This is a genomic window from Verrucosispora sp. CNZ293, assembly GCF_002754655.1.
In genome coordinates, this window is sequence record NZ_PEFR01000001.1 from 1,757,821 (window position 1) to 1,780,741 (window position 22,921).

A 22,921-nucleotide genomic window follows, 5' to 3' on the forward strand; every position below is an offset into this window, starting at 1 on the left:
GCTTCGGGGCGAGGAGTACGGGCACACTCCTGTTCCAGGTCACCGGTCACCGGGGCCGAGGCGGCCACCGCGCCGGCTCCGCCCGGCGGCCTGTCCGGGCCGGCATCCGCGAGACGCCGCGCGTTGTCACGCCGCGCGGAAGGGCACGCCTCGACGGCACAGATCGCCGCATCACCCGCACCGACCGCTGTTGTTGGCGGACCGGAACATCTCGACTCACCGCGCGACCCGGGCGATCCGCGTTCGGGTCAGCCCCGCCGTGCCCGGATCCGGACACCCGGTTCAGGGCTGGGCCCGGTGGGAGCTGGCTCCGCTGCGGCACCCGGTACCACCACCATCGAAAGGGCACGTCGATGACACTCAGAACCGCCAGCGGCAGGATCGCGGGCATCCGGCCGCGTACCGTGCTGATGTCCGGCGCGGCGGCTGCCGCGCTGCTCGTCTCCACCGCGCTGATCGCGCCCTCCGCCCACGCCGCCGCCAGCACCCTCGGCGCGGCGGCGGCGCAGAGCGGCCGCTACTTCGGCGCCGCCACCAACTCGTTCCAGCTCTCCAACTCCGCCTACGCCACGATCCTCAATCGTGAGTTCAACTCGATAGTGGCCGAGAACGAGATGAAGTGGTACGCCAACGAGCCCCAGCAGAACTCCTTCAGCTTCAGCGCGGGTGACCGGCTCGTCGCGCACGCCCGGGCCAACGGGATGTCCGTCCGTGGCCACACCCTGCTCTGGCACGCTCAACAGCCCGGCTGGGCGCAGAACCTGTCCGGCACCGCGCTGCGCAACGCGGCCATCAACCACGTCACCCGGGTAGCCACCCACTACCGGGGGCAGATCCATTCGTGGGACGTGGTGAACGAGGCGTTCGCCGACGGTGGCAGCGGCGCGCGGCGGGACTCGAACCTGCAACGCACCGGCAACGACTGGATCGAGGCGGCGTTCCGGGCCGCCCGCGCGGCCGACCCCGGCGCCAAACTCTGCTACAACGACTACAACACCGACGGCATCAACGCGAAGTCGACAGGCATCTACAACATGGTGCGCGACTTCAAACAGCGCGGCGTACCCATCGACTGCGTCGGCTTCCAGTCCCACCTCGGCACCACCCTCGCCAGCGACTACCAGGCCAACCTGCAACGCTTCGCCGACCTCGGCGTGGACGTGCAGATCACCGAACTCGACGTCGCCCAGGGCGCCAACCAGGCGAGCATCTACGAACGGGTGACCCGGGCCTGCCTGGCCGTGACGCGCTGCACCGGCATCACGGTCTGGGGTGTCTGGGACGCGGCCTCCTGGCGAGACGACAACCCGCTGCTGTTCGACGGCAACGGGAACAAGAAGCCGGCGTACACCTCGGTGCTCAACGCGCTGAACAGCGTCAGCGGGCCGAACCCGACCAACCCGCCGCCGACCACCACTGCGCCGCCGCCGGCCGGCGGCGCCTGCTCGGCGTCGGTGTCGCTGAACTCGTGGAACGGTGGCTTCGTGGCCACCGTCCGGGTCACCGCCGGCAGTGCCGCGATCCGTGGCTGGACGGTACGGATCACCCTGCCTGGCGGCGCGGCGGTCACCGGCACCTGGAACGCGCAGGCCAGCGGCAGCACCGGCACTGTGAACTTCAGCAATGTCGGCTACAACGGCCAGGTCGGCGCGGGCGGTAGCACGGAGTTCGGTTTCCAGGGCACCGGCACCGGACCCTCCGGCACCCCCACCTGCACCGCGACCTGACCCCTCCCCCACCCCGGGCCTCACCCGGCCCGGGGTGGGCCGGGTGATCAAGAAGTTCTGGTCGGGAATCGCGTTGGACGCGACCAGAACTTCTTGGTCAACCCGTCAGGGCGGGTCAGCGACGGGGAGGTGGGGCGACGCTTCGGCGGGCAACGAGCGTGGGGGCGATGGTCTCGCGCAGGGCGCCACCGCTCACCGACTCGATCTGGGTGAGCAGCATCTCCAGGCTCGCCCGGGCCACCGCGCCGAAGTCCGGTCGCACGGTGGTCAGCGGCGGGATGAAGTAGGCGGCCTCCGGCACGTCGTCGAAGCCGACCACGCTGATGTCGTCCGGCACCCGGCGGCCGTGCTCGTGCAGCGCCCGCAGCACCCCGAGGGCGAGGTGGTCGTTCGCGGTGAAGACAGCCGTGACATCGGGCATCCGGGCCAGCATCTGCCCGCACCGGTAGCCGGCCGCCGCGGACCAGTCCGCCGGCACCAGCGGCGGGATCTCCGCGCCGGCCGAGGTCAGGGCCTCCCGCCAGCCTTCGATCCGGCCCGCACTGTCGAACCAGTCGGACGGACCGGAGACATGCCAGACCGTACGGTGACCGGCGTCGAGCAGGTGCTGGGTGGCCGCCCTGGCACCGGCCGCCTGGTCCACGGTCACCAGCGGCATCGGCCGGTGGGGGTCCCCGTCCACGGTCACCAGTGGCACGTCCTTGGGCAGCCGCTCCAGCGCCTCACCTGCCGACTCCACAGGTGCGATCACCACGATGCCGGCGACCCGGTGGGCCAGGTGCCGCTCCACCACCGCGGAGATCGACCGATGGTCGAGGTCGCGCACACTGCCCACGCTCACCGCGAAGCCGGACTCGGCAGCCGTCTGCTCCAGCGCGGCCAGCAGGGAGGCCGGACCGTAGAGGGTGGTGTTCTGAGCCACCACCCCGATCACCTGCGACCGACCGGTGACCAACGCGCGGGCCGCCCGGTTCGGCCGGTAGCCCAGCTCCGCGATGGCCGCCTGCACGCGCAGCCTGGTCTGCTCGCGTACGTTCGGGTGACCGTTCAGCACTCGTGAGACCGTCTGATGGGAGACGCCGGCGAGGCGGGCCACGTCCGTCATCGCAGGATCGCGTACGGCCATCTCACACTCCCCGCAATCCAGTCATCGCCGCAGCCCGTCGGCGATGACTGGCACGGCTCAGGTACAAAGATCCCCTCGCGCGGTGCCCACGCCGGCCCGTGCCGTCCGGGTGGAGAGCGCTAGATCACGCACAGTCTAGCGCCAGCAACCACCCCGGTGGCCGGCGGCCCGACCGCGTTCGCCGGAAAACCTCCTCCAGGGCTGTCTGTTAGCGGTCACACCCGGTCTGCCCGGGGCTGTGCGCACCGCTCGGATGAGCGCGTCACGATGCTGCGCGGATGGCAACGGATAATTTACATGCATTGATGATAGCGATAACATTTTCGTCATCGGAACGGCGCCTGCCGGCACGTCGGGGCTGGAGCCGGGGCGTCTGAAGCGGTCTGCCGACCGGCGCTGACGGGCACTGCGCCTCGGCATCCCGCACGACAGCGCGCGGGAGCGGGGTGGCGGGCCGGGATCCGCAAGCAGAGTTTCACGGCCGCACCCGCCGACCGCCGCGATGCCGGCGACAGGTGGCCGTATCCGATCACCGCACCGACGAGGAGGATTCAACGTGCGTAGCGCAAGAAGGTGGCTGACCGCCGCCCTGGGCATCCTGGCTGTGACGCTCACCGCGAGCTTCGCCGACGGGGTCATCTCCCCCAAGCCGGCGCAGGCGCTGAACAACGGCGTCGCCCGGACCCCGCCAATGGGCTGGAACACCTGGAACACGTTCGGCTGCAACATCAACGAGACCCTCATCCGCCAGATGGCCGACTCGATCGTCAACCACGGCCTGCGCGACCTCGGGTACAAGTACGTGGTCGTCGACGACTGCTGGTTCGATCCGAACCGGGACGCGCAGGGCAACCTCCAGGCCCACCCGCAGCGTTTCCCGAGCGGCATGAAGGCCCTCGGCGACTACCTGCACTCACGTGGCCTGCTGTTCGGCATCTACCAGGCACCGCTGGACCAGACCTGCGCCCAGTACTTCGACTCCTTCCCCGGCTCCACGGGCAGCCTCGGACACGAGTACCAGGACGCCCGGCAGTTCGCCGCCTGGGGCGTCGACTACCTGAAGTACGACTGGTGCTCCCCCACCGGGACCATCAACGACCAGGTGGCACGGTTCAGCATCATGCGCGACGCGCTGGCCGCCACCGGCCGGCCGATCGTCTACAGCATCAACTCGAACAGCATCCACGAGAAGACCGGGCCGCAACGCAACTGGAGCGATGTGGCGAACCTCTGGCGGACCACCGAGGACATCACCAACACCTGGGACAGCGGCCAGACCAACGGGTACCCGATGGGCATCCAGAACATCGTGAACGTCAACGTGCCACTGGCCGGCTATGCCGCACCGGGCGGATTCAACGACCCGGACATGCTGGAGGTCGGCAACGGTGGGATGAACGACACCGAGATGCGCAGTCACTTCGCGCTCTGGGCGATCATGGCAGCGCCGCTGATGATGGGCAACGACCTGCGTTCCGCCAGCACGGCGACGCTTGACATCCTGCGCAACCAGAACCTGGTCGCGATCAACCAGGACACGCTTGGACTCCAGGCCGTCCAGGTCTCCCATGACGGCACCCGACGGATCCTGGCCAAGCGCCTGGCCAACGGTGACGTCGCGGTCGCCCTGTTCAACCAGGGCAACTCGACCACGACGATCTCCACCACGGCGGCGGCGATCGGCAAGACCGGCAGCTCGTTCACGCTGCTCAACGCGTGGACCAACGGCACCTCCACCTCCACCGGAACCATCTCCGCGAGCGTCCCGGCGCACGGCACCGTGGTGTACCGGGTCAGCGGCGGAGGCACCACCAACCCGCCGGTCCCGACCACCTTCCGGCTGCGCAGCGAGTCGTCCGGGCGCTGCCTCGACCTCGACAACTCCAACACCGCCAACGGCACCGGCACCCTGATCTGGGACTGCCACGGCAACCCCAACCAGCAGATCAGCCAGCAGGGCCAGACGCTGCGCGTGCTCGGCAAGTGCCTGGACGTGCCGACGAACGCGGTAAACGGCACCCGGGTGCAGATCTGGGACTGCAACGGCGGCACCAACCAGCAGTGGACGCTCAACGCCAACGGCACGGTGAGCAACGGCCGCTTCCCCTCGCTGTGTCTGGACGTGAACAACGCGGGCACGGCCAACGGGACCGCGGTGATCCTCTGGTCCTGCCACGGCAACGCCAACCAACGGTGGAGCCGGGCGTGACAGCGACGGCGCTGCGCCGGGTCGTCGCCGTGCTCGCGAGCGTGGCCTGCACGATCGCCCTGCTACCCGGTGTCGCACGGGCCGACAACCCGATCGTCCAGCACATCTACACCGCCGACCCGGCACCGATGCTGCACAACGGCCGGGTGTACCTCTACACCGGACACGACGAGGACGGCTCCACCTACTTCACCATGCGTGACTGGCGGGTCTTCTCCTCGGCGGACATGGTGAACTGGACCGACCACGGCACGCCGATGAGCCTGACGACGTTCGCCTGGGCGGACGCCAACGCGTGGGCCGGACACGTCATCGCCCGCAACGGGAAGTTCTACTGGTACGTGCCCGTCCGGCAGCGCTCGAACGGGCAGATGGTCATCGGGGTGGGAGTCGCGGACAGCCCGACCGGGCCGTTCCGTGACGCGCTCGGCCGTCCGCTCGTCGGCAACGGCGAGATCGATCCGCACGCGTTCATCGACGACGACGGGCAGGCGTACCTCTACTGGGGCAACCCAAACCTGTGGTACGTACGGCTCAACCCCGACATGATCTCGTTCTCCGGTGGCCCGACCCAGATCCCACTCACCACCGCGGGGTTCGGGACCCGCACCGGCAACGCCAGCCGGCCCACCCTCTACGAGGAAGGGCCCTGGGTCTACAAACGCAACGGCCTCTACTACAACGTGTTCGCCGCGGAGTGCTGCTCGGAGTTCATCGGCTACTCGACGGCACCCGGCCCGACCGGTCCGTGGACGTACCGGGGAACGGTCATGCCCCGGCAGGGCGCCAGCTTCACCAACCACCCCGGCGTGATCGACTACGCCGGCGGATCGTACTTCTTCTATCACAACGGCGCGCTACCCGGTGGCAGCGGCTACACCCGGTCGGTCGCCGTGGAGAAGTTCACCTACAACTCCAACGGAACCATCCCCACCATGAACATGACCACCACCGGGGCTCCCCAGGTCGGCACGTTGAACCCGTACGTGCGCCAGGAGGCCGAGACGATCGCCTGGGGGTCCGGCATCGAGACCGAGCCGTCCAGCGAGGGTGGCATGAACGTCGGCTGGATCGAGAACGGCGACTACATCAAGGTCAAGGGGGTCGCTTTCGGCACCGGTGCGACCACCTTCTCCGCGCGGGTCGCCTCGGCCACCAGCGGTGGCCGCATCGAGGTACGGCTGGACAGCGCCAGCGGCCCGGTCGTCGGCACCTGCACGGTGGCCGGCACCGGCGGCTGGCAGAACTGGACGACCACCAGCTGCGGGGTGAGCGGAGCCACCGGTACGCGGGATCTCTACCTGCGCTTCGCCGGCGGCAGCGGCAACCTGTTCAACGTCAACTGGTGGCAGTTCGCCGGTGGCGGTAGCGCCCCCACGGCCTACCGGATCATCAATCGCAACAGCGGACAGGTCGTCGATGTGCAGCAGCCCAACCTCGACAACCTCGCCGTGATCGGGCAGTGGAGCAGCAACGGCAACGCCTGGCAGCAGTGGCGCTTTCTCGACGCCGGCAACGGCAACGTACGGCTACAGAGCGTGCACAGCGGCAAGTGCGTCGACGTGCGCGACGTCTCCACCGCCGACGGGGCACAGATCATCCAGTACACCTGTCACGACGGTCTGAACCAGGTGTTCAGCTGGCGTTCGACAGGCGACGGATATCAGCAGCTGGTGAACGTCAACAGCAACAAGTGCCTGAACGTGGTGGGCGGCTCCACCGCTCAGGGCGCGGCCCTGGAGCAGCGGACGTGCAGTTCCGCGTCAAGCATGCAGTGGTCCCGCGCCGCCTGACCCTTGGCGCGCGGACAGATGCCGGGTGGGATCTTCCCACCCGGCATCTGCGTCTACGGTCCTCGCGCGTCCTGTCGAGCTGAATCATGTGTGCTCTCACTCGGCTGGGTGCTCTCACTCGGCCGCGTGAGTCGTTTGGACTCTCAGCTCGACAGCGTCCGCAACACCCGTTGCCGGGGCGGTGTCGGCAGGACCGTGCCGACACCGATAACCGAGGCGGGACGGCGCGGCCCGCCGGACGAGAAGGGGCCTGTCGTCCGCTCGGCGGGCAGACGACAGGCCCCAGCCTGTAGGGTGACCGACCCGGCCTCGACGCCTACCCGCCGGACCGGTCACCGCTAGCTCACGGTGTGGACAACTCGAACCGCCGTACCGTCACCGCACCGCCCAGCGCCTGGGTGGCGTGGTTGAAGATGGCGAACCGGTAGCCCATGAAGAACGTCCAGTTGTTGTTGAGCGTCAGGGCGTTGCCCAGCGGGACGAAGGTGACCCCGTCGGTGCTGTACGAGAACCGCGCCTGCCGGCCCGAGCCGGGTCGGATGTCGGCGTTGGCCCGCAACCAGATCCGCCCACCGGAGACCGCCGCGCTGGCGATCTCGCTGCCGGTGCTCGTGGTGTCCCAGTTGCTGTTCATGTTCAGCCCGTTGGTCATGACCACTCTGGTGTTCCCGTTGTCCCGTCGGACGCCGATCCACGCGGATACGTCCCGGAGCATGGCCAGGCCGGTGCGGTCACCGTCGCGCATCGTCGAGTAGTCGATCTCGACCGTGCCGGTCGAGGTCGGCCCCTGGATGCGGTGGGTGATCGTGTTGCGGGCCTGGTACAGGTCGTTGGTCACGGTGGCGGTCTGCAGCCGCAGCCCGTTGTTCACCGACCACCTGCTGTTGTCCGGGTTGTGGTTCCACTCGTACTGCGGGCCGAGGGTGGTGCCGGCGAAGGTGTCGGCGCCGGTGAGCGGCTTGACCGGGCGCAGCGGCAGCGGGTTGGGGTAGTTGACCCCCCAGGCGCCGTTGACCGTCTGCACCTGCGGCCAACCGTCAGCGGTCCAGTTGATCGGTGCGAGGGTCGGCATCCGGCCGCCCGGGTACGCGTCGGTGAAGGCCATGTAGTACCAGGAACCGTTCGGCAGTTGCACCAGGCCGCCCTGGTGGGGCACCCCGCCGCCGGAGATCGGGCCCTGCATGTTGAGCAGCACCTGGCGTTGCTCGTACGGGCCGAAGGGACCGTTCGTGGACTTCAGCACGTACTGGCCGTTGGCCGGGCGGGTCAGCCAGATGTAGTAGGCACCGTTGCGCTTGTAGAAGCGCGCCCCCTCCAGCGTGCCGATGCTCGACGGGGTCTGGTACACCTGCTGGGCCCGGACCTGGCTGCGCCCGTCGGCGGAGAGCTGAGCCACGCTGATGGTGCCGTTGCCGTACGCGACGTACATGGTGTCGTTGTCGTCGATGAGCATCCCGGCGTCGTAGTAGCACTGGGGCAGGGTGGCGTGCCGGCTCCAGGTGCCGTCGACGGCCGTCGCGGTGTAGATGTGGGTCTGGGCGAAGTTGATGCACCCGGCCCAGTAGTAGGTCTGGTTGCTCGGCCGGTAGTTCAGCGTGGAGGCCCAGATGCCCTCGACGTACGCCTGTTGCCCAGCGGGCAGGTCGTACTTGGTGCCGAAGTCCAGTCGGGGCACCGAGTGCCCGGCGAACTCCCAGTTCACCAGGTCGTACGAGCGCAGGATCGGGGCACCCGGCGAGTAGTGCATGGTGGAGGCGGTCATGTAGTACACCTCGCCGACCCGGATCACCTCGACGTCGGCGAAGTCCTGCCAGACGACCGGGTTGGTGAAGCTGCCGCCGGGGGGCGTGCCGGGGTTACCGCTGCCGACCTGGACCAGCTGCCACTGCTGGTTGGCGCCGCCCCAGTCGTCGTACTGCACGATGTTGCCGCCGTCGGCGGTCGAGGCGTTCTGCACCTCCAGCGCCTTGTTGGAGTTGCGGTTGATCAGCCGGACGTAGCCACCGGCCGAGTCGGCCAGCCGGAACTGCTGGTTGGTCCCGTTGTGGTCGCTCCACTGCACGATCGACGCGCCGTTGGCGGTGGAGAAGTTGTACACGTCGAGCACCTTGCCCGAGTGCCGTGACCGCAGCCGGTAGTAGCCGCCGCCGGAGTCGACGAACTGCCACTGCTGCCAGTTGCCGTCGTTGCGGGCCCACTGGGTGATCCGCGCACCGTCGTTCGTGGCCTGGTTGTAGACGTCGAGAGCCTTGCCGCTGTTGCGGTTGACGAGGACGTACCAGGCGTTGGTGTCCACAGTGGCAGCGGACGCCGGCGACGGCGCCACCGCAGCCAGGGAGCCGCCCACCACCATCGCCGCCAGGACGGCGAGCGCGCGCGGCAGCCAGCCGCGCCGGCCCGGCAGGGTCCGTGGGACCTCACCAATGGCAATCATGATCCTCCTTCAGATGCGAGCAGAACGAACGGCGGGACGTCTCTCTGCGGCCCACGCCGTCGCAGTTCCTGTGCGGCGTGTGATCGCTAACATGACCGCTCTGCCCAAGGGAGAGATCAGGTGACCGCCGTCTTCGGAGCAACGCGACACGTCCCGGACGGCCACAGATATCGTCCGTCTTCACTACGACTGTGAGCGATAACACGGCCTTCGTCAAGTCGTAACGTCGACGACTCACGTACTGCTCGGAGGAGCATGTTGCGGTCCCCGGCCGGCGGGGTGGCACGCCGGCCGGGGACCCTGCCACCCGCGAAAGCGGGCAGCCGCCGGCGGGGCGGAAAGGCCGCTACGGCCGGTCCGCCACACCAGCGTCAGAGGGCGGTCAGAACCCCGGGCGAGCCGGTAGTACGCCTGGTTCCAGCGCAGTTCGTCGGCGAACCGCCGGGGATCGGTGTCGGCGTCGATGACGACGAGTTCGGTCCGGCTCATCTCGGCGAGGTCGTGCAACTCCTCCACGCCCACCGCCTGGGAGAGCACCGTGTGGTGGGGCGCACCCGCGGTGATCCACGCCTCGGCGGAGCCGGGCAGGTGCGGCCGGGGCCGCCAGACCGCCCGGGCCACCGGCAACCGACGCAGCGGTTGCGGCGGAGAGACCACGTCGACCTCGTTGGCCACCAGCCGGAACCGTTCGCCCATGTCCGCGAGGCCGAGCACCACAGCCGGCCCCGGTGCCGCGTCGAAGACCAGCCGGACAGGGTCCTCACGGCCGCCGATGCTCAGCGGGTGGATCTCCGCCTTCGGCACGTCGCCGGCGATCGAGGGGCACACCTCGAGCATGTGGGCACCGAGGACCAGTTCCTCACCCGGGGTCAGGTCGTAGGTGTAGTCCTCCATGAACGAGGTGCCACCCTCGGTGCCGACGGCCATCGCCTTGAGGGTGTGCACCAGCACCGAGGTCTTCCAGTCCCCCTCGCCGCCGAAGCCGTAGCCGTCGGCCATCAGCCGCTGCACCGCGATGCCGGGCAGTTGCCGCAGTCCGCCCAGGTCCTCGAAGTTCGTGGTGAACGCCCGGAAGCCACCGGCGTCCAGGAAGGTACGCAGACCCAGTTCCAGCCGGGCGGCGTAGCGCAGCGAGTCGTGCCGATCACCGCCGGGCCGCAGTTCGGTGGCGACCCGGAAGGTGTCGTCGTACTCCTTGACCAGGTCGTTGATCTGCGCCTCGGTCACCTCGTCGACCACCCGCACCAGGTCGTTGACCCCGTAGGTGTTCACCGAGACCCCGAAGCGCAGCTCCGCCTCGACCTTGTCCCCCTCGGTGACGGCCACGTCGCGCATGTTGTCGCCGAATCGCGCCAGCCGCAGCGAACGCATCGCCGACCAGCCGATCGCCGCCCGGGTCCAGGCGCCGACCCGGGTGACCACCCGGGGGTCCGAGACGTGCCCGGCGACCGTCTTGCGGGCCACCCCCAGCCGGGTCTGGATGTACCCGAACTCCCGGTCGCCGTGGGCGGCCTGGTTCAGGTTCATGAAGTCCATGTCGATCTCGTCCCACGGCAGCAGGACGTTCGCCTGGGTGTGCAGGTGCAGCAGCGGGGTCTGCAACGCGTCCAGGCCCGAGATCCACATCTTCGCCGGCGAGAAGGTGTGCATCCAGGCGATCACCCCGACCGCCCCCTGCGTCGCGGCATCCCGGCAGGTCCGCAGGATGTCGGCGCTGGTGGTCAGGACCGGCTTCCAGACCACCCGGGCGGGGATGTGCGGCGATTCGTCGAGCAGCGCGGCGATCTGACGGGACTGGTCGGCCACCTGCCGGAGCGTGTCCTCGCCGTACATTGCCTGGCTTCCGGTGAGGAACCAGACCTCGGGTTCAGGGTGTGTTGCCATGGGAGTTGCCTTCCGCGAGAGGGGCGGTCACTTGTAGCGGATGCCGATGAGGCGCTGGAGCAGGATGAACGCGAAGAGCAGGCCTCCGATCACGATCTTCGTCCACCAGGAGTTGAGGCTGCCGTCGAAGGTGATCAAGGTCTGGATCACACCGAGCACCAGCACCCCGAGCACCGTGCCGAAGATGTAGCCCGAGCCGCCGGTGAGCACGGTGCCACCGATGACCACGGCCGCGATCACGTCGAGCTCCATCCCGATGGCGATCAGCGGGGCACCGGAGAGCGTGTAGAACGACAGCAGGATCCCGCCGATCGCCGCGCACAGGCCACTGATGGTGTAGACGGCGATCCGGGTCCGGCCCAACGGCAGCCCCATCAACAGCGCCGACTGCGGGTTGCCGCCGATGGCGTAGACGTTGCGTCCGAGTCGCGTGTACGCCAGCACGTACGCGGCGACCAGCACCACCGCGAACGCGACGAGCACGCTTATCGAGACGAAGTTGCCCCGGGGATCGCCGATCCGGTACTGCGACATCGTGGTCCAGAACCCGTCGGTGATCGGGATCGACGCGTTGCTGATGAACGTGCACATGCCACGGGCGAAGAACATGCCGGCCAGGGTGACGATGAAGGGCTGGATGTCGAAGAAGTGGATCGCGCAGCCCATCAGGAACCCGAGCGTCGGCCCGATGAGCAGGGCGATCACCAGCACCGGCAACGCGGGCAGGCCGGATTGCAGCAGCCACGCCGAGACCATCGCGGTCATCGCCGCCACCGAGCCGACCGACAGGTCGATCCCGCCGGTGAGGATCACGAAGGTCATCCCGACCGCGATGACAAGCAAGAAACCGTTATCGATAAAGACGTTGAAAACTACCTGGATGTTGGAGAACGCCCGGTACTGGGAGACTCCGATGCCGTACATCACCAGCAGCAACGTCAGGGTCGCCAGCACCGGCATGTGCCGCCGGGGCAGCTTGGCCCAGCTCGGGCCGGTGGTTACGGACGTCGTGCTCATGCCGCCACTCCGCTTCGCTGCGTGCCGTCATGAGGCACATCCGCACTGAGCCTGATGATTCGCTCGCTACGCTCGCTCATGCCGGCACCTGCTCCTTCTGCCGCTGCGGCGACGACTGCGGCGGCGGTGTCCCGGACCGTCGACGGCGGAACTTGGCCCGGAAGGCGGGCGCCTGGATGAGGCAGACGGCGATCACGACCACCGCTTTGAACAGCAGCGCCGTCTGGGGTGAGATGTTCATGGCGTACACCGTGGTGGTGAGGGTCTGGATGATCAGGGCGCCGACGATCGTGCCGCTGAGGTAGAACCGGCCCCCGGCGAGCGAGGTGCCACCGATGACGACCGCGAGGATCGCGTCGAGCTCCACCCACAGGCCCGTGTTGTTGCCGTCGGCGCTGGAGACGTTCGCGGTCATCATGAACCCCGCGATCGCGGCGCAGGCGGCGCTCACCACGTAGACGAGGAAGACGACCCGACCGGACCGGATGCCCGCCAGCCGGCTGGCCTCCCGGTTGCCGCCCACCGACTCGACGATCATGCCGAGCGCGGTGCGCCGGGTGAACGCCGCGACGAGCAGGGCAGCGGCCAACGCGATGAAGATCGCCAGGGGCAGGGTCAGCAGGTGCCCCAACCCGATCGCCCGGTACGGACCGGAGTTGATGGTGATGATCTGGCCCTGGGCGATCAGCTGCGCGAGGCCCCGGCCGGCCACCATCAGGATGAGGGTGGCGATGATCGGTTGGATGCCGATGACGGAGACCAGCACCCCGTTCCAGGCACCGAGCACCAGCGCGACCCCGAGAGCCATGGCGAGCGCGGTCAGCACGGTGACCAGATTGTTCTGGTCGGGCGCCCGGCTGATGTAGAGACAGGCGATGGCGCCGCTGATCGCGCAGGTCGAGCCGACCGACAGGTCGATGCCGCCTGTCGAGATGACAAGGGTCATGCCCAGCGCGACCAGGATCAGTGGAGCGCTCAACCGCAGGATGTCGATAGGGGTGCCGTACAGGTGCCCGTTGTTGACCTCGACGGACAGGAACCCGGGACGGTAGACGGTGTTGGCCGCCAACATGACCACGAGCACGGCGACCGGCCAGAACAGCCGATGGCCGAGCAGGGTCCGGAAGCGGTTCCCGGCGTCGCTCATCGGCTCGCCTCCTCACGCTCGGTGCCGCTGGCGATGGTCTGCATGACGCGGTCCGCGTCCACAGTGTCGTCGTTGTCGAGTTGGGCGACCAGTTCCCGGTCGCGCATCACCGCGATCTTGTGGCTGAGGCGCAGCACCTCCTCCAGTTCGGCGGAGATGAACAGCACCGCCATCCCACCGTCGGAGAGCTGCACCACCAGCTTCTGGATCTCGGCCTTCGCGCCGATGTCGATGCCCCGGGTCGGCTCGTCGAGGATCAGCAGCCGCGGCTCGGTGATCAGCCAGCGGGCCAGCAGCACCTTCTGCTGGTTGCCGCCGGAGAGGTTGCGTACCGGCATCTCCGGGTTGGCCGGACGGATGCTCAACGCCTTGATGTACTTGTCGACAAGCTCGTCCTGGCGGCGACGGGGGATCGGACGCAGCCAGCCACGAGCGGCCTGCATGGCCAGGATCATGTTCTCCCGGACCGACAGGTCGGCGATGATCCCCTCCGCCCGGCGGTTCTCCGAACAGAAGCCGATGCCCTGGTCGATGGCCTGCACCGGATTGCGCAGGCCGGTCCGGGTGCCGTTCACCTCGACCTCGCCACGGTCGGCTCGATCCGCACCGAACAGCAGCCGCGCCACCTCCGTACGCCCGGAGCCGAGCAGACCGGCCAGGCCGACCACCTCACCGGCGTGGATGGCCAGCGTGAACGGGGCGACCGCACCCTTGCGACCGAGCTGCGACACCTGGACGAAGGGGGTACCGCCCTCCAGGACCGCCAGCTCCGGGCGGGGCTGCTCCTCGATCCGTTCCAGGACGTCGAGTTCCTTGCCGATCATCTTCTCCACCAGCGCCAGCTGCGGCAGCTCGGCGATCGGGTACTCCCCCACGAGTGCGCCGTTGCGCAGCACGGTGATCCGGTCGGCGATGCCGTAGACCTGATCGAGGAAGTGGGTCACGAAGAGGATGGCGATGCCCTCGTCCCGCAGCTGCCGCATGATCCGGAACAGTTGCGCGACCTCATCGGCGTCCAGGCTGGACGTCGGCTCGTCCAGGATCAGCACTCGGGCCTGCACGTCGATCGCCCGGGCGATCGCGACCATCTGCTGCACGGCCAGCGAGAAGCTCGACACCGGGGCGGTGACGTCGATGTCGAGGTCGAGACGGGCCAACAGCTGTCGGGCGCGCCGCCGGACCTCGCCCCAGCGGACGGCACCGAAGCGGTGCGGCTCCCGGCCGATGAAGATGTTCTCCGCCACGGACAGGTTCGGGCAGAGATTGACCTCCTGGTAGACCGTACTGACCCCGGCGGCGGCGGCCTGCATCGGTCCGTTGAAGGCCACCTGCTCGCCGTCGAGGGTGACGCTGCCCTCGTCGATGCCGTAGACGCCTGTCAACACCTTGATCAGGGTCGACTTGCCGGCGCCGTTCTCGCCCATCAGGGCGTGCACCTCGCCGGGAAAGAGCCGGAAGTCGACGTTGTGGAGTGCGCGCACCCCGGGAAAGGACTTGCTGATCCCGGTCATCGTCAGGACCGGACGACTATCCGTCATCCCATCGATCCTCTTCTAATTTTCATCGATGCGGAAGGGCCAGTTACCCCGGCACGCCGCCCGGCCGGCCTGGGGCCGGCCGGGCGGCGTGGCACGGGATGTCGGGCCAGACGCCCAGTCCGTCGGGAATGGGCGACGCGGCGGGGCCGCCCCGCTGGTGGCGGCGGCCCCGTGCGTCATCAGTACTTGCGGTTGGGCAGGGCCTCCTTGGCCTGCTCCTGCGTGAAGGTGGTCTCCTCGGTCTCGATCCGCGGCGGCACCTCCTCGCCGGCGTGCACCTTCTTGGCCAGGTCCATCAGCTGCGGGCCGAGCAGCGGGCTGCACTCCGCGATGAAGTTGAACTTGCCGTCGGCCAGGGCCTGCATGCCGTCCTTGACCGCGTCGATGGTGATGATGGTGATGTCCTTGCCGGGCTCCTTGCCCTCCGCGGTGATCGCCTCCAGCGCACCCAGACCCATGTCGTCGTTGTGCGCGAAGAGCACGTCGATCTTCGGGTGAGCCTTCAGGAACTGCTCCATCACCTGCTTGCCGCCCGCCCGGGTGAAGTCGCCGGACTGGGAGGCGATGACCTTCAGCTTCGGGTCGGCCGCGATCGCCTCGGCGAAGCCCTTCTTCCGGTCGTTGGCCGGGGCGGAGCCGGTGGTGCCCTGCAACTCGACGATGTTCACGTCGCCGGTCGCGTCCTTCTTGTTCTCCACCAGCCACTCGCCGGAGAGGCGGCCCTCCTTGACGAAGTCCGAACCCAGGAAGGTCTTGTAGAGCGACTTGTCGGCGGAGTCCACCGCGCGGTCGGTCAGGATCACCGGGATGCCGGCGTCCTTGGCCTCCTTGAGCACGGTGTCCCAGCCGGACTCCACCACCGGCGAGAAGGCGATCACGTCGACCTTCTGCTGGATGTAGTTGCGGATGGCCTTGATCTGGTTTTCCTGCTTCTGCTGGGCGTCGTCGAACTTCAGCTCGATACCGGCCTCGGCCGCCGCCTCCTTGATGGAGTTGGTGTTGGCCGTACGCCAGCCACTCTCCGCGCCGACCTGGGAGAAGCCCAGGACGAGCTTGTCGTCGCCGCCGCCGTCGTTGCCGCTGCCGGTGTCGCTGTTGCCGCAGGCCGCCACGCCGCCGGCGAGCAGCACGGCGGCGACGACCGCCATGGCGCGCCGACGCGCCATGGGCATTCGCATGTTCCTCATCGGATCTCCTCGGGTGGGGGTGCGGTTGTCCACGCCGGCCGCGGCCGGTACGGCAGCGGTCGGCGCTCGTGGTGGGGATCTGTGCGTCAGTTGGAGCAAGGCGTCCCCGGCTGGCCGGGGACGGTCAGGAAGAACGTTGGCCGTAGACGTTCTGGTAGCGGTCGTAGAGGGCGTCGATGTCGGCCTGCGCCATCGGCACCGGTTGCCCGAGCGCGCGCGCCAGGTGCGCGGTTCGGGCGACGTCCTCGCACATCACCGCGGCCTTGACCGCGGCACGGGCGTTACGCCCGATGGTGAAGACGCCGTGGTTACGCATCAGCACCGCGGGCGAACGGTGCCCGGTGAGGGTGCTGACGATCCCCTTGCCGATGTCGTCGCCGCCGATCAGGGCGAACGGGCCCACGGGGATCTCCCCGCCGAACTCGTCAGCCTGCGCGGTCAGATGGCACGGGATCGACTCGCCCCGCGCGGCCCAGGCGGTGGCGTACGTGCTGTGGGTGTGCACGACGCCGCCCACCTCGGGCATGGCGCGGTAGACATAGGCGTGCGCCGCGGTGTCGCTCGACGGCGACAGCTCCCCCTCGACAGGCCGGCCGTCGAGGTCGCAGAGCACCATGTTGTCGGCCGACAGGTCGTCGTAGTCGACGCCGCTCGGCTTGATCACCATGAGGTCGTGGCCGGGGACCCGCGCGGAGACGTTGCCGGCCGTCCAGGCGACCAGGCCGTACCGGGTCAGTTCCCCGTGCAGCCGGGCCACGCTCTCGCGCAGCTCGCTGATTTGTCGGGTCACCTCGACGTTCACGCGAACACCTCCTGCGGCGCCGTCGCCGACTCCACCGCCGCGTTGCGGATCGCCCGCAGACGCAGCATCACGTCGTTGGCGCCGCGACCGAAGTGGTCGTGCAGCCCCCGGTACTCGGCGTAGAGGGCGTCGTACGCGCGTACCCGGTCCGGGTCCGGCTGGTAGACCGCCGCCGCTATCCGACCCATCGCCCGCGACGCCTCGTGGATCGTGGGGTGGGCGCCGGCGGCCACGGCGGCGTGGATCGCCGAACCGAGCGCCGGCCCCTGCGCCGAGCCGATGATGCCCAACGGTCGGTTGGTCACGTCGGCGTAGATCTGCATCAGCAGCTCGTTCGAGGTGAGCCCACCGGCGATCACCAGGTCGTCGACCGGCACACCGGCCTCGACGAACGCCTCGATGATCATCCTGGTGCCGTACGCCGTCGCCTCCAGCAGCGCCCGGTAGATGTCCTCCGGGCGGGTGGCCAGCGTCAACCCGACGATCAGCCCGCTGAGATCGTGGTTGACAAGCAGCGACCGGTTGCCGTTCCACCAGTCGAGCGCGACCAGGCCGTGCGCGCCGACAGGCTGGGCGGCGGCCAGCTCGGTGAGCCGCTCGTGCGAGTCGACGCCGGCCGGCGCGGCGTGCTTGACGAACCATCCGAAGATGTCGCCGACGCCGCTCTGCCCGGCCTCGTAGCCCCAGGCTCCGGAGCTGATGCCACCGTCGACCACGCCGCACATCCCGGCCACCTCGGCGGGATGGGTGCCGTTCACCACATGGCAGGTCGACGTGCCCATGATCGCCACCAGCCGGCCCGGGTCGAGCGCCTGGGCGGCGGCCGCGGTCACGTGGGCGTCGACGTTGCCGACCGCTACGGCGATACCCTCCGGCAGACCGGTCCAGGCCGCGGCGCGGGCGGTCAGTCCACCGGCCCGGGCGGCGAGCGGCATCAGCGGACCGTCCAGTTTGGTCACGAAGTCACCGAAACCGGGGTTGAGCGCGGTGAGGTAGTCCGCCGACGGGTAGTTGCCGTCCTGACGGATGCCCTTGTAGCCGGCGGTGCAGACGTTGCGCGTCTCGACACCGCACAACTGCCAGACGATCCAGTCCGCCGCCTCGATGAACCGCTCGGCCCGGTGGTAGACCTCCGGGTCCTCCTCGAGGATCTGCAGACCCTTGGCGAACTGCCACTCGGCGGAGATCTTGCCGCCGTAGCGACCGATCCAGGGCTCCGCACGCTCGTGGGCAAGCGCGTTGATCCGGTCGGCGTGCGGCTGGGCGGCGTGGTGCTTCCAGAGCTTCACCCAGGCGTGCGGTCGCTGGCGCAGCTCCGGCACCTCGCACAGCGGCGTGCCGTCGGCAAGCGTCGGCAGCACGGTGCAGGCGGTGAAGTCGATGCCGATGCCGACGACGTCGCCCGGGTCGACCCCGGCGGCGGCCACCGCCGCCGGTACCGCGTGGCGCAGCACGTCGCGGTAGTCCTCCGGGTCCTGCAACGCCCAGTCCGGCGGCAGCGGCGTGCCTCCGTCCGGCAGCGCTGAGCTGATCACCGCGTTGCGGTACTCGTGCACCGCGGTCCCCAGCTCGGCACCGTCGCGGACCCGGACCACCAGGGCCCGCCCCGAAAGGGTGCCGTAGTCGACGCCGACGACGTACTTGTCGCCCGCTGCCACACCGCTCATCTTCACCTCCGGCCGATGACGGACCTCAGTGTTAACGCTCACATCCGATGACGTCAAGACACCTCCCGGCAACAGCTCCGTAACGGACTGCATGGTCGCAGGCGCACCGGCCACTCGGCTACCCCGGTCCCACCGCATCGACAGCGCTCGGGGTGCCGGCCCGCCGTCGTTCAGGCCCGTCGTACCGGCTGGACACCCGGCACCGGCGGTGCGGAGGACGGCACGACGACGCGCGACGGCACCTGTCGCGTCAGCACCGTCAGCGGATCGTCGAGCAACGCTGCGAAACCGAGTTCCGCCGCACCGACCAGGGTGGCGTCGTCGCCGAGGGCCGCGGTGCGCAGCCGGACCGTCTCCCGGGCCACCGGCAGCACGTGGCGGGCGATGCGATCGCGTACCTGGGCGGCGGCCCCCGGATAGAGGTCGCACAGCATCCCGCCGAAGACCACAATGCCCGGGTTGAACAGGTTGATCAGATTCGCCACCCCGATGCCGAGCCAGTCGCCGACCCGACGCAGCGCCTCCCGCGCCGCCGGATCCCCACGGTCGGCCTCGTCGGCAACGGACCGGACCGCGTCGCGCCCGAACAGCTCGGCGGGCCGGCCGGCGGCGTCGAGCAGGGCGCGCTCGCCGACCTCCGCCTCCAGGCAACCGTACGAGCCGCAACCACACGGCCGGCCGTCGTACGGATTGACCACCATGTGCCCCAACTCGCAGCCGTAGCCGCCGTCGCCACCCAGCAGCCGCCCGCCGACGATGATGCCGCCGCCCACGCCGACGTCACCGTGCAGGTAGATGAGGTCGTCGAGACCGACCCCCGCGCCGCGCTGCTGCTCCGCCTGAGCACCGAGGTGGGCCTCGTTGCCCACCGCCACCGGCAGGCCGAGGCCGAGACGGCGGCCGAGTTCGTCGCCGAACGCCTGGTCGACCCAGCCCAGATCAGGCCCGTACCTGACCATCCCGTCGCCCGGCCGGATCATGCCGCAGTACGAGGCACCCAGGCCGACGCACCTGGCGCCCGACGGCGCCGCCCGGTGCAGCTGACGGCCGAAGCGGGCGAGGACCGCGACCACGTCGTGCAGGTCCGGACCGGCTCGTGGACGCACCGCCTCCCGCCGGTCCAGGATCGCCCCGCCGAGCCCGACGCGGGCGGCGACCAACCGGTCCACCGCGACATCGAAGGCCAGCACGTAGCAGCTGTCGGACGCCGGCCGGACCACGAGTGACGGCCGGCCGGCGCGGCCGGTGTCCCCAGGCGACTCCTCACCGACGAGGCCGACCCGGGTCAGCTCGGCGGTCAGCGCCATGATGGTGCTGCGGTTCAGGCCCATCCGCTCGCCCAGCTCCGCCCGGGACAACGGGCCCCGGAGATGCACGTGCCGCAGCAGCGTTCCGGCGTTGTGCCGGCGGATCTCCTCCTGGACCAATCGAACCTCCGGACGCCGCGGAGCCGACCCGAGGGAGTGTTTCCACATCGTGTCGCGACGTCAAGCGCGGCCGGCGTCGGTCCGCCGGCCGGGAGCTGACCGGAGACTGTCGGGCACCCGCGTGGGGGTGCCCGACAGTCTCGTCAGCGGCTCGCGCCGGCCCGGCGCTTGTTGTAGACGTCGAAGGCGACGGCGACCAGCAGCACGAGGCCCTTGACCACCGACTGCAACGACTGGTCCACACCCATCAACTGCATACCGTTGCTCATCACCGCCATGATGAGCCCGCCCACCATGGCGCCGACGACCGTACCGACGCCGCCGGTGACAGCCGCACCACCGATGAACGCGGCGGCGATCGCGTCGAGTTCGAACATGTTGCCCGCCGCGGGCTGCGCGCCGTTGGAGCGGGAGGAGAAGATGATGCCGGCCACCGCGGACAGGAAGCCCATGTTGACGAAGATCCAGAAGTTGACGGTGCGGACCTTCACGCCGGACAGCATCGCCGCGGAGAGATTGCCACCGATCGCGTAGACCTGCCGGCCGAAGACCGTACGCCGGGTGAGCAGCCCGTAGACGAGCACCAGGGCGGCCAGGATGATCAGCACGATCGGCAGGCCACGGGCGTGCGCGAGCTGCCAGGCGAACCACATGACCACGGCACCGACGAGCGCCATCCGGGCGACGAACAACGCGAACGACTCGACGGGCTGCTGGTACCGGACGCGGGCGGCCCGGGTACGGAAACAGCTGACCACGTAGCCGGCCACCGCGATGCCGCCGATGAGCAGGGTGAAGGCGTCATAGCCGTCACCACCGATCAGACCATTGAGGAATCCGGCCGCGATCCTGTTGTACTCGGCCGGGAACGGCGACAGCGAGATGTTGTCCAGCACCCGCAGGGTGAGGCCGCGGAAGAGCAGCATGCCGGCGAGGGTGACGATGAAGGCGGGAATGCCGACGTACGCCACCCAGAAGCCGTGCCAGGCGCCGACCGCGAGACCCACCGCCAGGGCGGCCAGCACACCGACCCACCACGGTTGGCCCTGCCGGATGACGACCACCGCGGAGACCGCGCCGGTGAGCGCCACCACCGAACCGACCGAGAGGTCGATGTGCCCGCCGATGATCACGATGACCATGCCGATGGCGAGCACCAGGATGTACGAGTACTGCAGGACGATGTTCGTGATGTTGCCCGGGCTCAGTGAGAGACCGTCGGTCAGGAACGCGAACAGGGCGACGATGACGACGAGGGCGACGAAGATGCCGCTCTGCCGCAGATTGTTCATGATCAGCGTACGTGGGTCGCTGGTGCCGACGTGCAGTGCGACGGCGGGAGCGCTCTCAGCCGACTTCTTGTCCGCCGAGGAGGGCCTGGTGCTGGTCATCCGACGCTTTCCTTGTCCTTCGCCATGAGTTCCATGAGCTTCTCCTGGGTCGCCTCAGCGACCGGCACCTGGCCGGTGATGCGGCCTGCCGACAGCGTGTAGATGCGGTCACACATGCCGAGCAGCTCCGGCAGCTCGGAGGAGATGATGATGACGGCCTTACCGTCGGCCACCAGCCGATTGATGATCGTGTAGATCTCGAACTTCGCCCCGACGTCGATGCCCCGGGTCGGTTCGTCCAGGATCAGCACGTCCGGATCGGTGAACAGCCACTTCGACAGCACGACCTTCTGCTGGTTGCCACCGGAGAGCTTGCCCACCACCGACATCACGCTCGGCGCCTTGATGTTCATGTCGCGCCGACTGGTCTCGGCGACCTTGATCTCCTCGTTGTCGTTCACCCAGCCGAGCCGGGCGAGGCGGCGCAGCCCGGCGGCCGAGACGTTGCGCCGGATGTCCTCGATGAGGTTCAGGCCGAAACGCTTGCGGTCCTCCGTCGCGTACGCGATGCCGTTGCGGATGGCCTCAGCGACGGTGCGCGCCCTGACCTCCCGGCCGTGCACGAACAACCGGCCTGTGATGTCGCGGCCGTAGGAGCGTCCGAAGACGCTCATCGCCAGTTCGGTCCGCCCGGCCCCCATCAGACCGGCGATACCGACCACCTCGCCCGCGCGCACGTTCAGGTTCGCGCCGTCGACGACCAGCCGGTCCTGGGTCGGGTGTCGCACCGACCAGTCCTCGATGCGCAGCACCTCCTCGCCGGGGGTGGACACCCGGTCGGGGTAGAAACTGTCGATGTCCCGGCCGACCATCCCCCGGATGATCCGCTCCTGGGTCACCTCGCCGGAGGCCATCTCGAGCCGCTCCACCGTCCGCCCGTCGCGCAGCACGGTCGTGGAGTCGGCGATCGCGGTGATCTCGTTGAGCTTGTGCGAGATCATGATGCAGGTGATGCCCTCGTCGCGCAGTCGCCGCATCAGGCTCAGCAGGTGGGCCGAGTCGACGTCGTTGAGCGCGGCGGTCGGCTCGTCGAGGATGAGCAGCCGGACCTTCTTGGAGATGGCCTTGGCGATCTCCACCAGCTGCTGCTTGCCGACGCCGAGCTGCACCACCGGCGTCACCGGGTTCTCGGCCAGTCCCACCGAGGCGAGCAGCCGCGCCGCTTCGGCGTTCGTGCGGTTCCAGTCGATCAACCCGCCGGGCCCACGCTGCTCGTTGCCGAGGAAGATGTTCTCGGCGATCGACAGGTACGGCACCAGGGCGAGTTCCTGGTGGATGATGACGATGCCCCGGCTCTCGCTGTCCCGGATGCCCTTGAAGTGCACCGGTTCGCCGTCGAGCAGGATCTCGCCGTCGTAGCTGCCGGACGGGTAGACCCCCGACAGCACCTTCATCAGGGTGGACTTACCGGCGCCGTTCTCGCCGCAGATGGCGTGGATCTCCCCACGACGTACGGCGAGGGTGACGTCCTGGAGCGCCGCCACGCCCGGGAAGGTCTTGGTGATGCGACGCATCTCGAGGATGTTGTCGTCGGTGCTCACCATCCTGAGCCTCCAGATCGTCGTGTGTGGC

15 protein-coding genes are annotated in these 22,921 nt (G+C 69.0%); 3 read left to right on the forward strand and 12 right to left on the reverse strand.

Features of this window, described 5'->3' with window-relative positions; all coding sequences use genetic code 11:
- The first annotated feature begins 353 nt into the window (after window positions 1-353).
- Window positions 354-1,727: a glycoside hydrolase family 10 protein gene (locus CLT74_RS08105; RefSeq protein WP_099845987.1), complete on the forward strand. Its 1,374-nt coding sequence runs from the start codon at window positions 354-356 to the stop codon at window positions 1,725-1,727.
- A 115-nt stretch (window positions 1,728-1,842) separates the two neighbouring features.
- Here the strand turns inward: CLT74_RS08105 and CLT74_RS08110 are convergent, their stop codons facing one another.
- On the reverse strand, window positions 1,843-2,832 hold the full coding sequence (locus CLT74_RS08110; protein WP_199172344.1) for a LacI family DNA-binding transcriptional regulator: 990 nt from the start codon (window positions 2,830-2,832) through the stop codon (window positions 1,843-1,845).
- A 577-nt stretch (window positions 2,833-3,409) separates the two neighbouring features.
- On the opposite strand from CLT74_RS08110, the gene CLT74_RS08115 reads away from it, so the two are divergent.
- Together CLT74_RS08115 and CLT74_RS08120 are read left to right on the forward strand one after the other, a co-directional pair.
- Window positions 3,410-5,062: a glycoside hydrolase family 27 protein gene (locus tag CLT74_RS08115; protein WP_486582142.1), complete on the forward strand. Its 1,653-nt coding sequence runs from the start codon at window positions 3,410-3,412 to the stop codon at window positions 5,060-5,062.
- Window positions 5,059-6,855: a family 43 glycosylhydrolase gene (locus CLT74_RS08120; RefSeq protein WP_099851566.1), complete on the forward strand. Its 1,797-nt coding sequence runs from the start codon at window positions 5,059-5,061 to the stop codon at window positions 6,853-6,855. The genes CLT74_RS08115 and CLT74_RS08120 overlap by 4 nt, the downstream gene beginning before the upstream one ends.
- Window positions 6,856-7,198: 343 nt before the next feature.
- Here CLT74_RS08120 and CLT74_RS08125 read toward each other — a convergent pair whose 3' ends face one another.
- From CLT74_RS08125 to mmsA, 11 genes are all read right to left on the reverse strand, one after another.
- The gene (locus CLT74_RS08125; RefSeq protein ID WP_099845990.1) at window positions 7,199-9,289 is read right to left on the reverse strand and encodes a family 43 glycosylhydrolase; all 2,091 of its coding nucleotides are present in this window, start codon (window positions 9,287-9,289) and stop codon (window positions 7,199-7,201) included.
- Between the two features lie 234 nt (window positions 9,290-9,523).
- Window positions 9,524-11,173 (reverse strand): L-arabinose isomerase, encoded by a 1,650-nt coding sequence (gene araA / locus CLT74_RS08130; protein WP_486582143.1) that lies wholly within the window; start codon window positions 11,171-11,173, stop codon window positions 9,524-9,526.
- Between the two features lie 27 nt (window positions 11,174-11,200).
- Window positions 11,201-12,190, reverse strand: coding sequence for a galactofuranose ABC transporter, permease protein YjfF (gene yjfF / locus CLT74_RS08135; protein WP_099845991.1), 990 nt, complete (start codon window positions 12,188-12,190; stop codon window positions 11,201-11,203).
- Between the two features lie 76 nt (window positions 12,191-12,266).
- Window positions 12,267-13,337 (reverse strand): ABC transporter permease, encoded by a 1,071-nt coding sequence (locus tag CLT74_RS08140; RefSeq protein ID WP_099845992.1) that lies wholly within the window; start codon window positions 13,335-13,337, stop codon window positions 12,267-12,269.
- On the reverse strand, window positions 13,334-14,875 hold the full coding sequence (locus CLT74_RS08145) for a sugar ABC transporter ATP-binding protein (protein ID WP_099845993.1): 1,542 nt from the start codon (window positions 14,873-14,875) through the stop codon (window positions 13,334-13,336). The genes CLT74_RS08140 and CLT74_RS08145 overlap by 4 nt, the downstream gene beginning before the upstream one ends.
- A 179-nt stretch (window positions 14,876-15,054) precedes the next feature.
- Window positions 15,055-16,062 carry an ABC transporter substrate-binding protein gene (locus CLT74_RS08150; RefSeq protein ID WP_486582145.1) on the reverse strand — a complete coding sequence of 336 codons (1,008 nt, stop codon included), beginning with the start codon at window positions 16,060-16,062 and terminating at the stop codon, window positions 15,055-15,057.
- A 124-nt stretch (window positions 16,063-16,186) separates the two neighbouring features.
- The gene (locus CLT74_RS08155; RefSeq protein ID WP_199172138.1) at window positions 16,187-16,864 is read right to left on the reverse strand and encodes an L-ribulose-5-phosphate 4-epimerase; all 678 of its coding nucleotides are present in this window, start codon (window positions 16,862-16,864) and stop codon (window positions 16,187-16,189) included.
- The gene (araB, locus tag CLT74_RS08160) at window positions 16,861-18,531 is read right to left on the reverse strand and encodes a ribulokinase (RefSeq protein WP_099851571.1); all 1,671 of its coding nucleotides are present in this window, start codon (window positions 18,529-18,531) and stop codon (window positions 16,861-16,863) included. Before araB ends, CLT74_RS08155 begins: the two co-directional genes overlap by 4 nt.
- A gap of 170 nt (window positions 18,532-18,701) precedes the next feature.
- Window positions 18,702-19,958 (reverse strand): ROK family protein, encoded by a 1,257-nt coding sequence (locus tag CLT74_RS08165; RefSeq protein ID WP_486582146.1) that lies wholly within the window; start codon window positions 19,956-19,958, stop codon window positions 18,702-18,704.
- Between the two features lie 143 nt (window positions 19,959-20,101).
- Complete coding sequence (gene mmsB, locus CLT74_RS08170; RefSeq protein ID WP_099845996.1) at window positions 20,102-21,349, reverse strand: multiple monosaccharide ABC transporter permease; 1,248 nt, start codon at window positions 21,347-21,349, stop codon at window positions 20,102-20,104.
- Window positions 21,346-22,893 (reverse strand): multiple monosaccharide ABC transporter ATP-binding protein, encoded by a 1,548-nt coding sequence (gene mmsA, locus CLT74_RS08175; RefSeq protein WP_099845997.1) that lies wholly within the window; start codon window positions 22,891-22,893, stop codon window positions 21,346-21,348. The genes mmsB and mmsA overlap by 4 nt, the downstream gene beginning before the upstream one ends.
- Window positions 22,894-22,921: the final 28 nt, after the last annotated feature.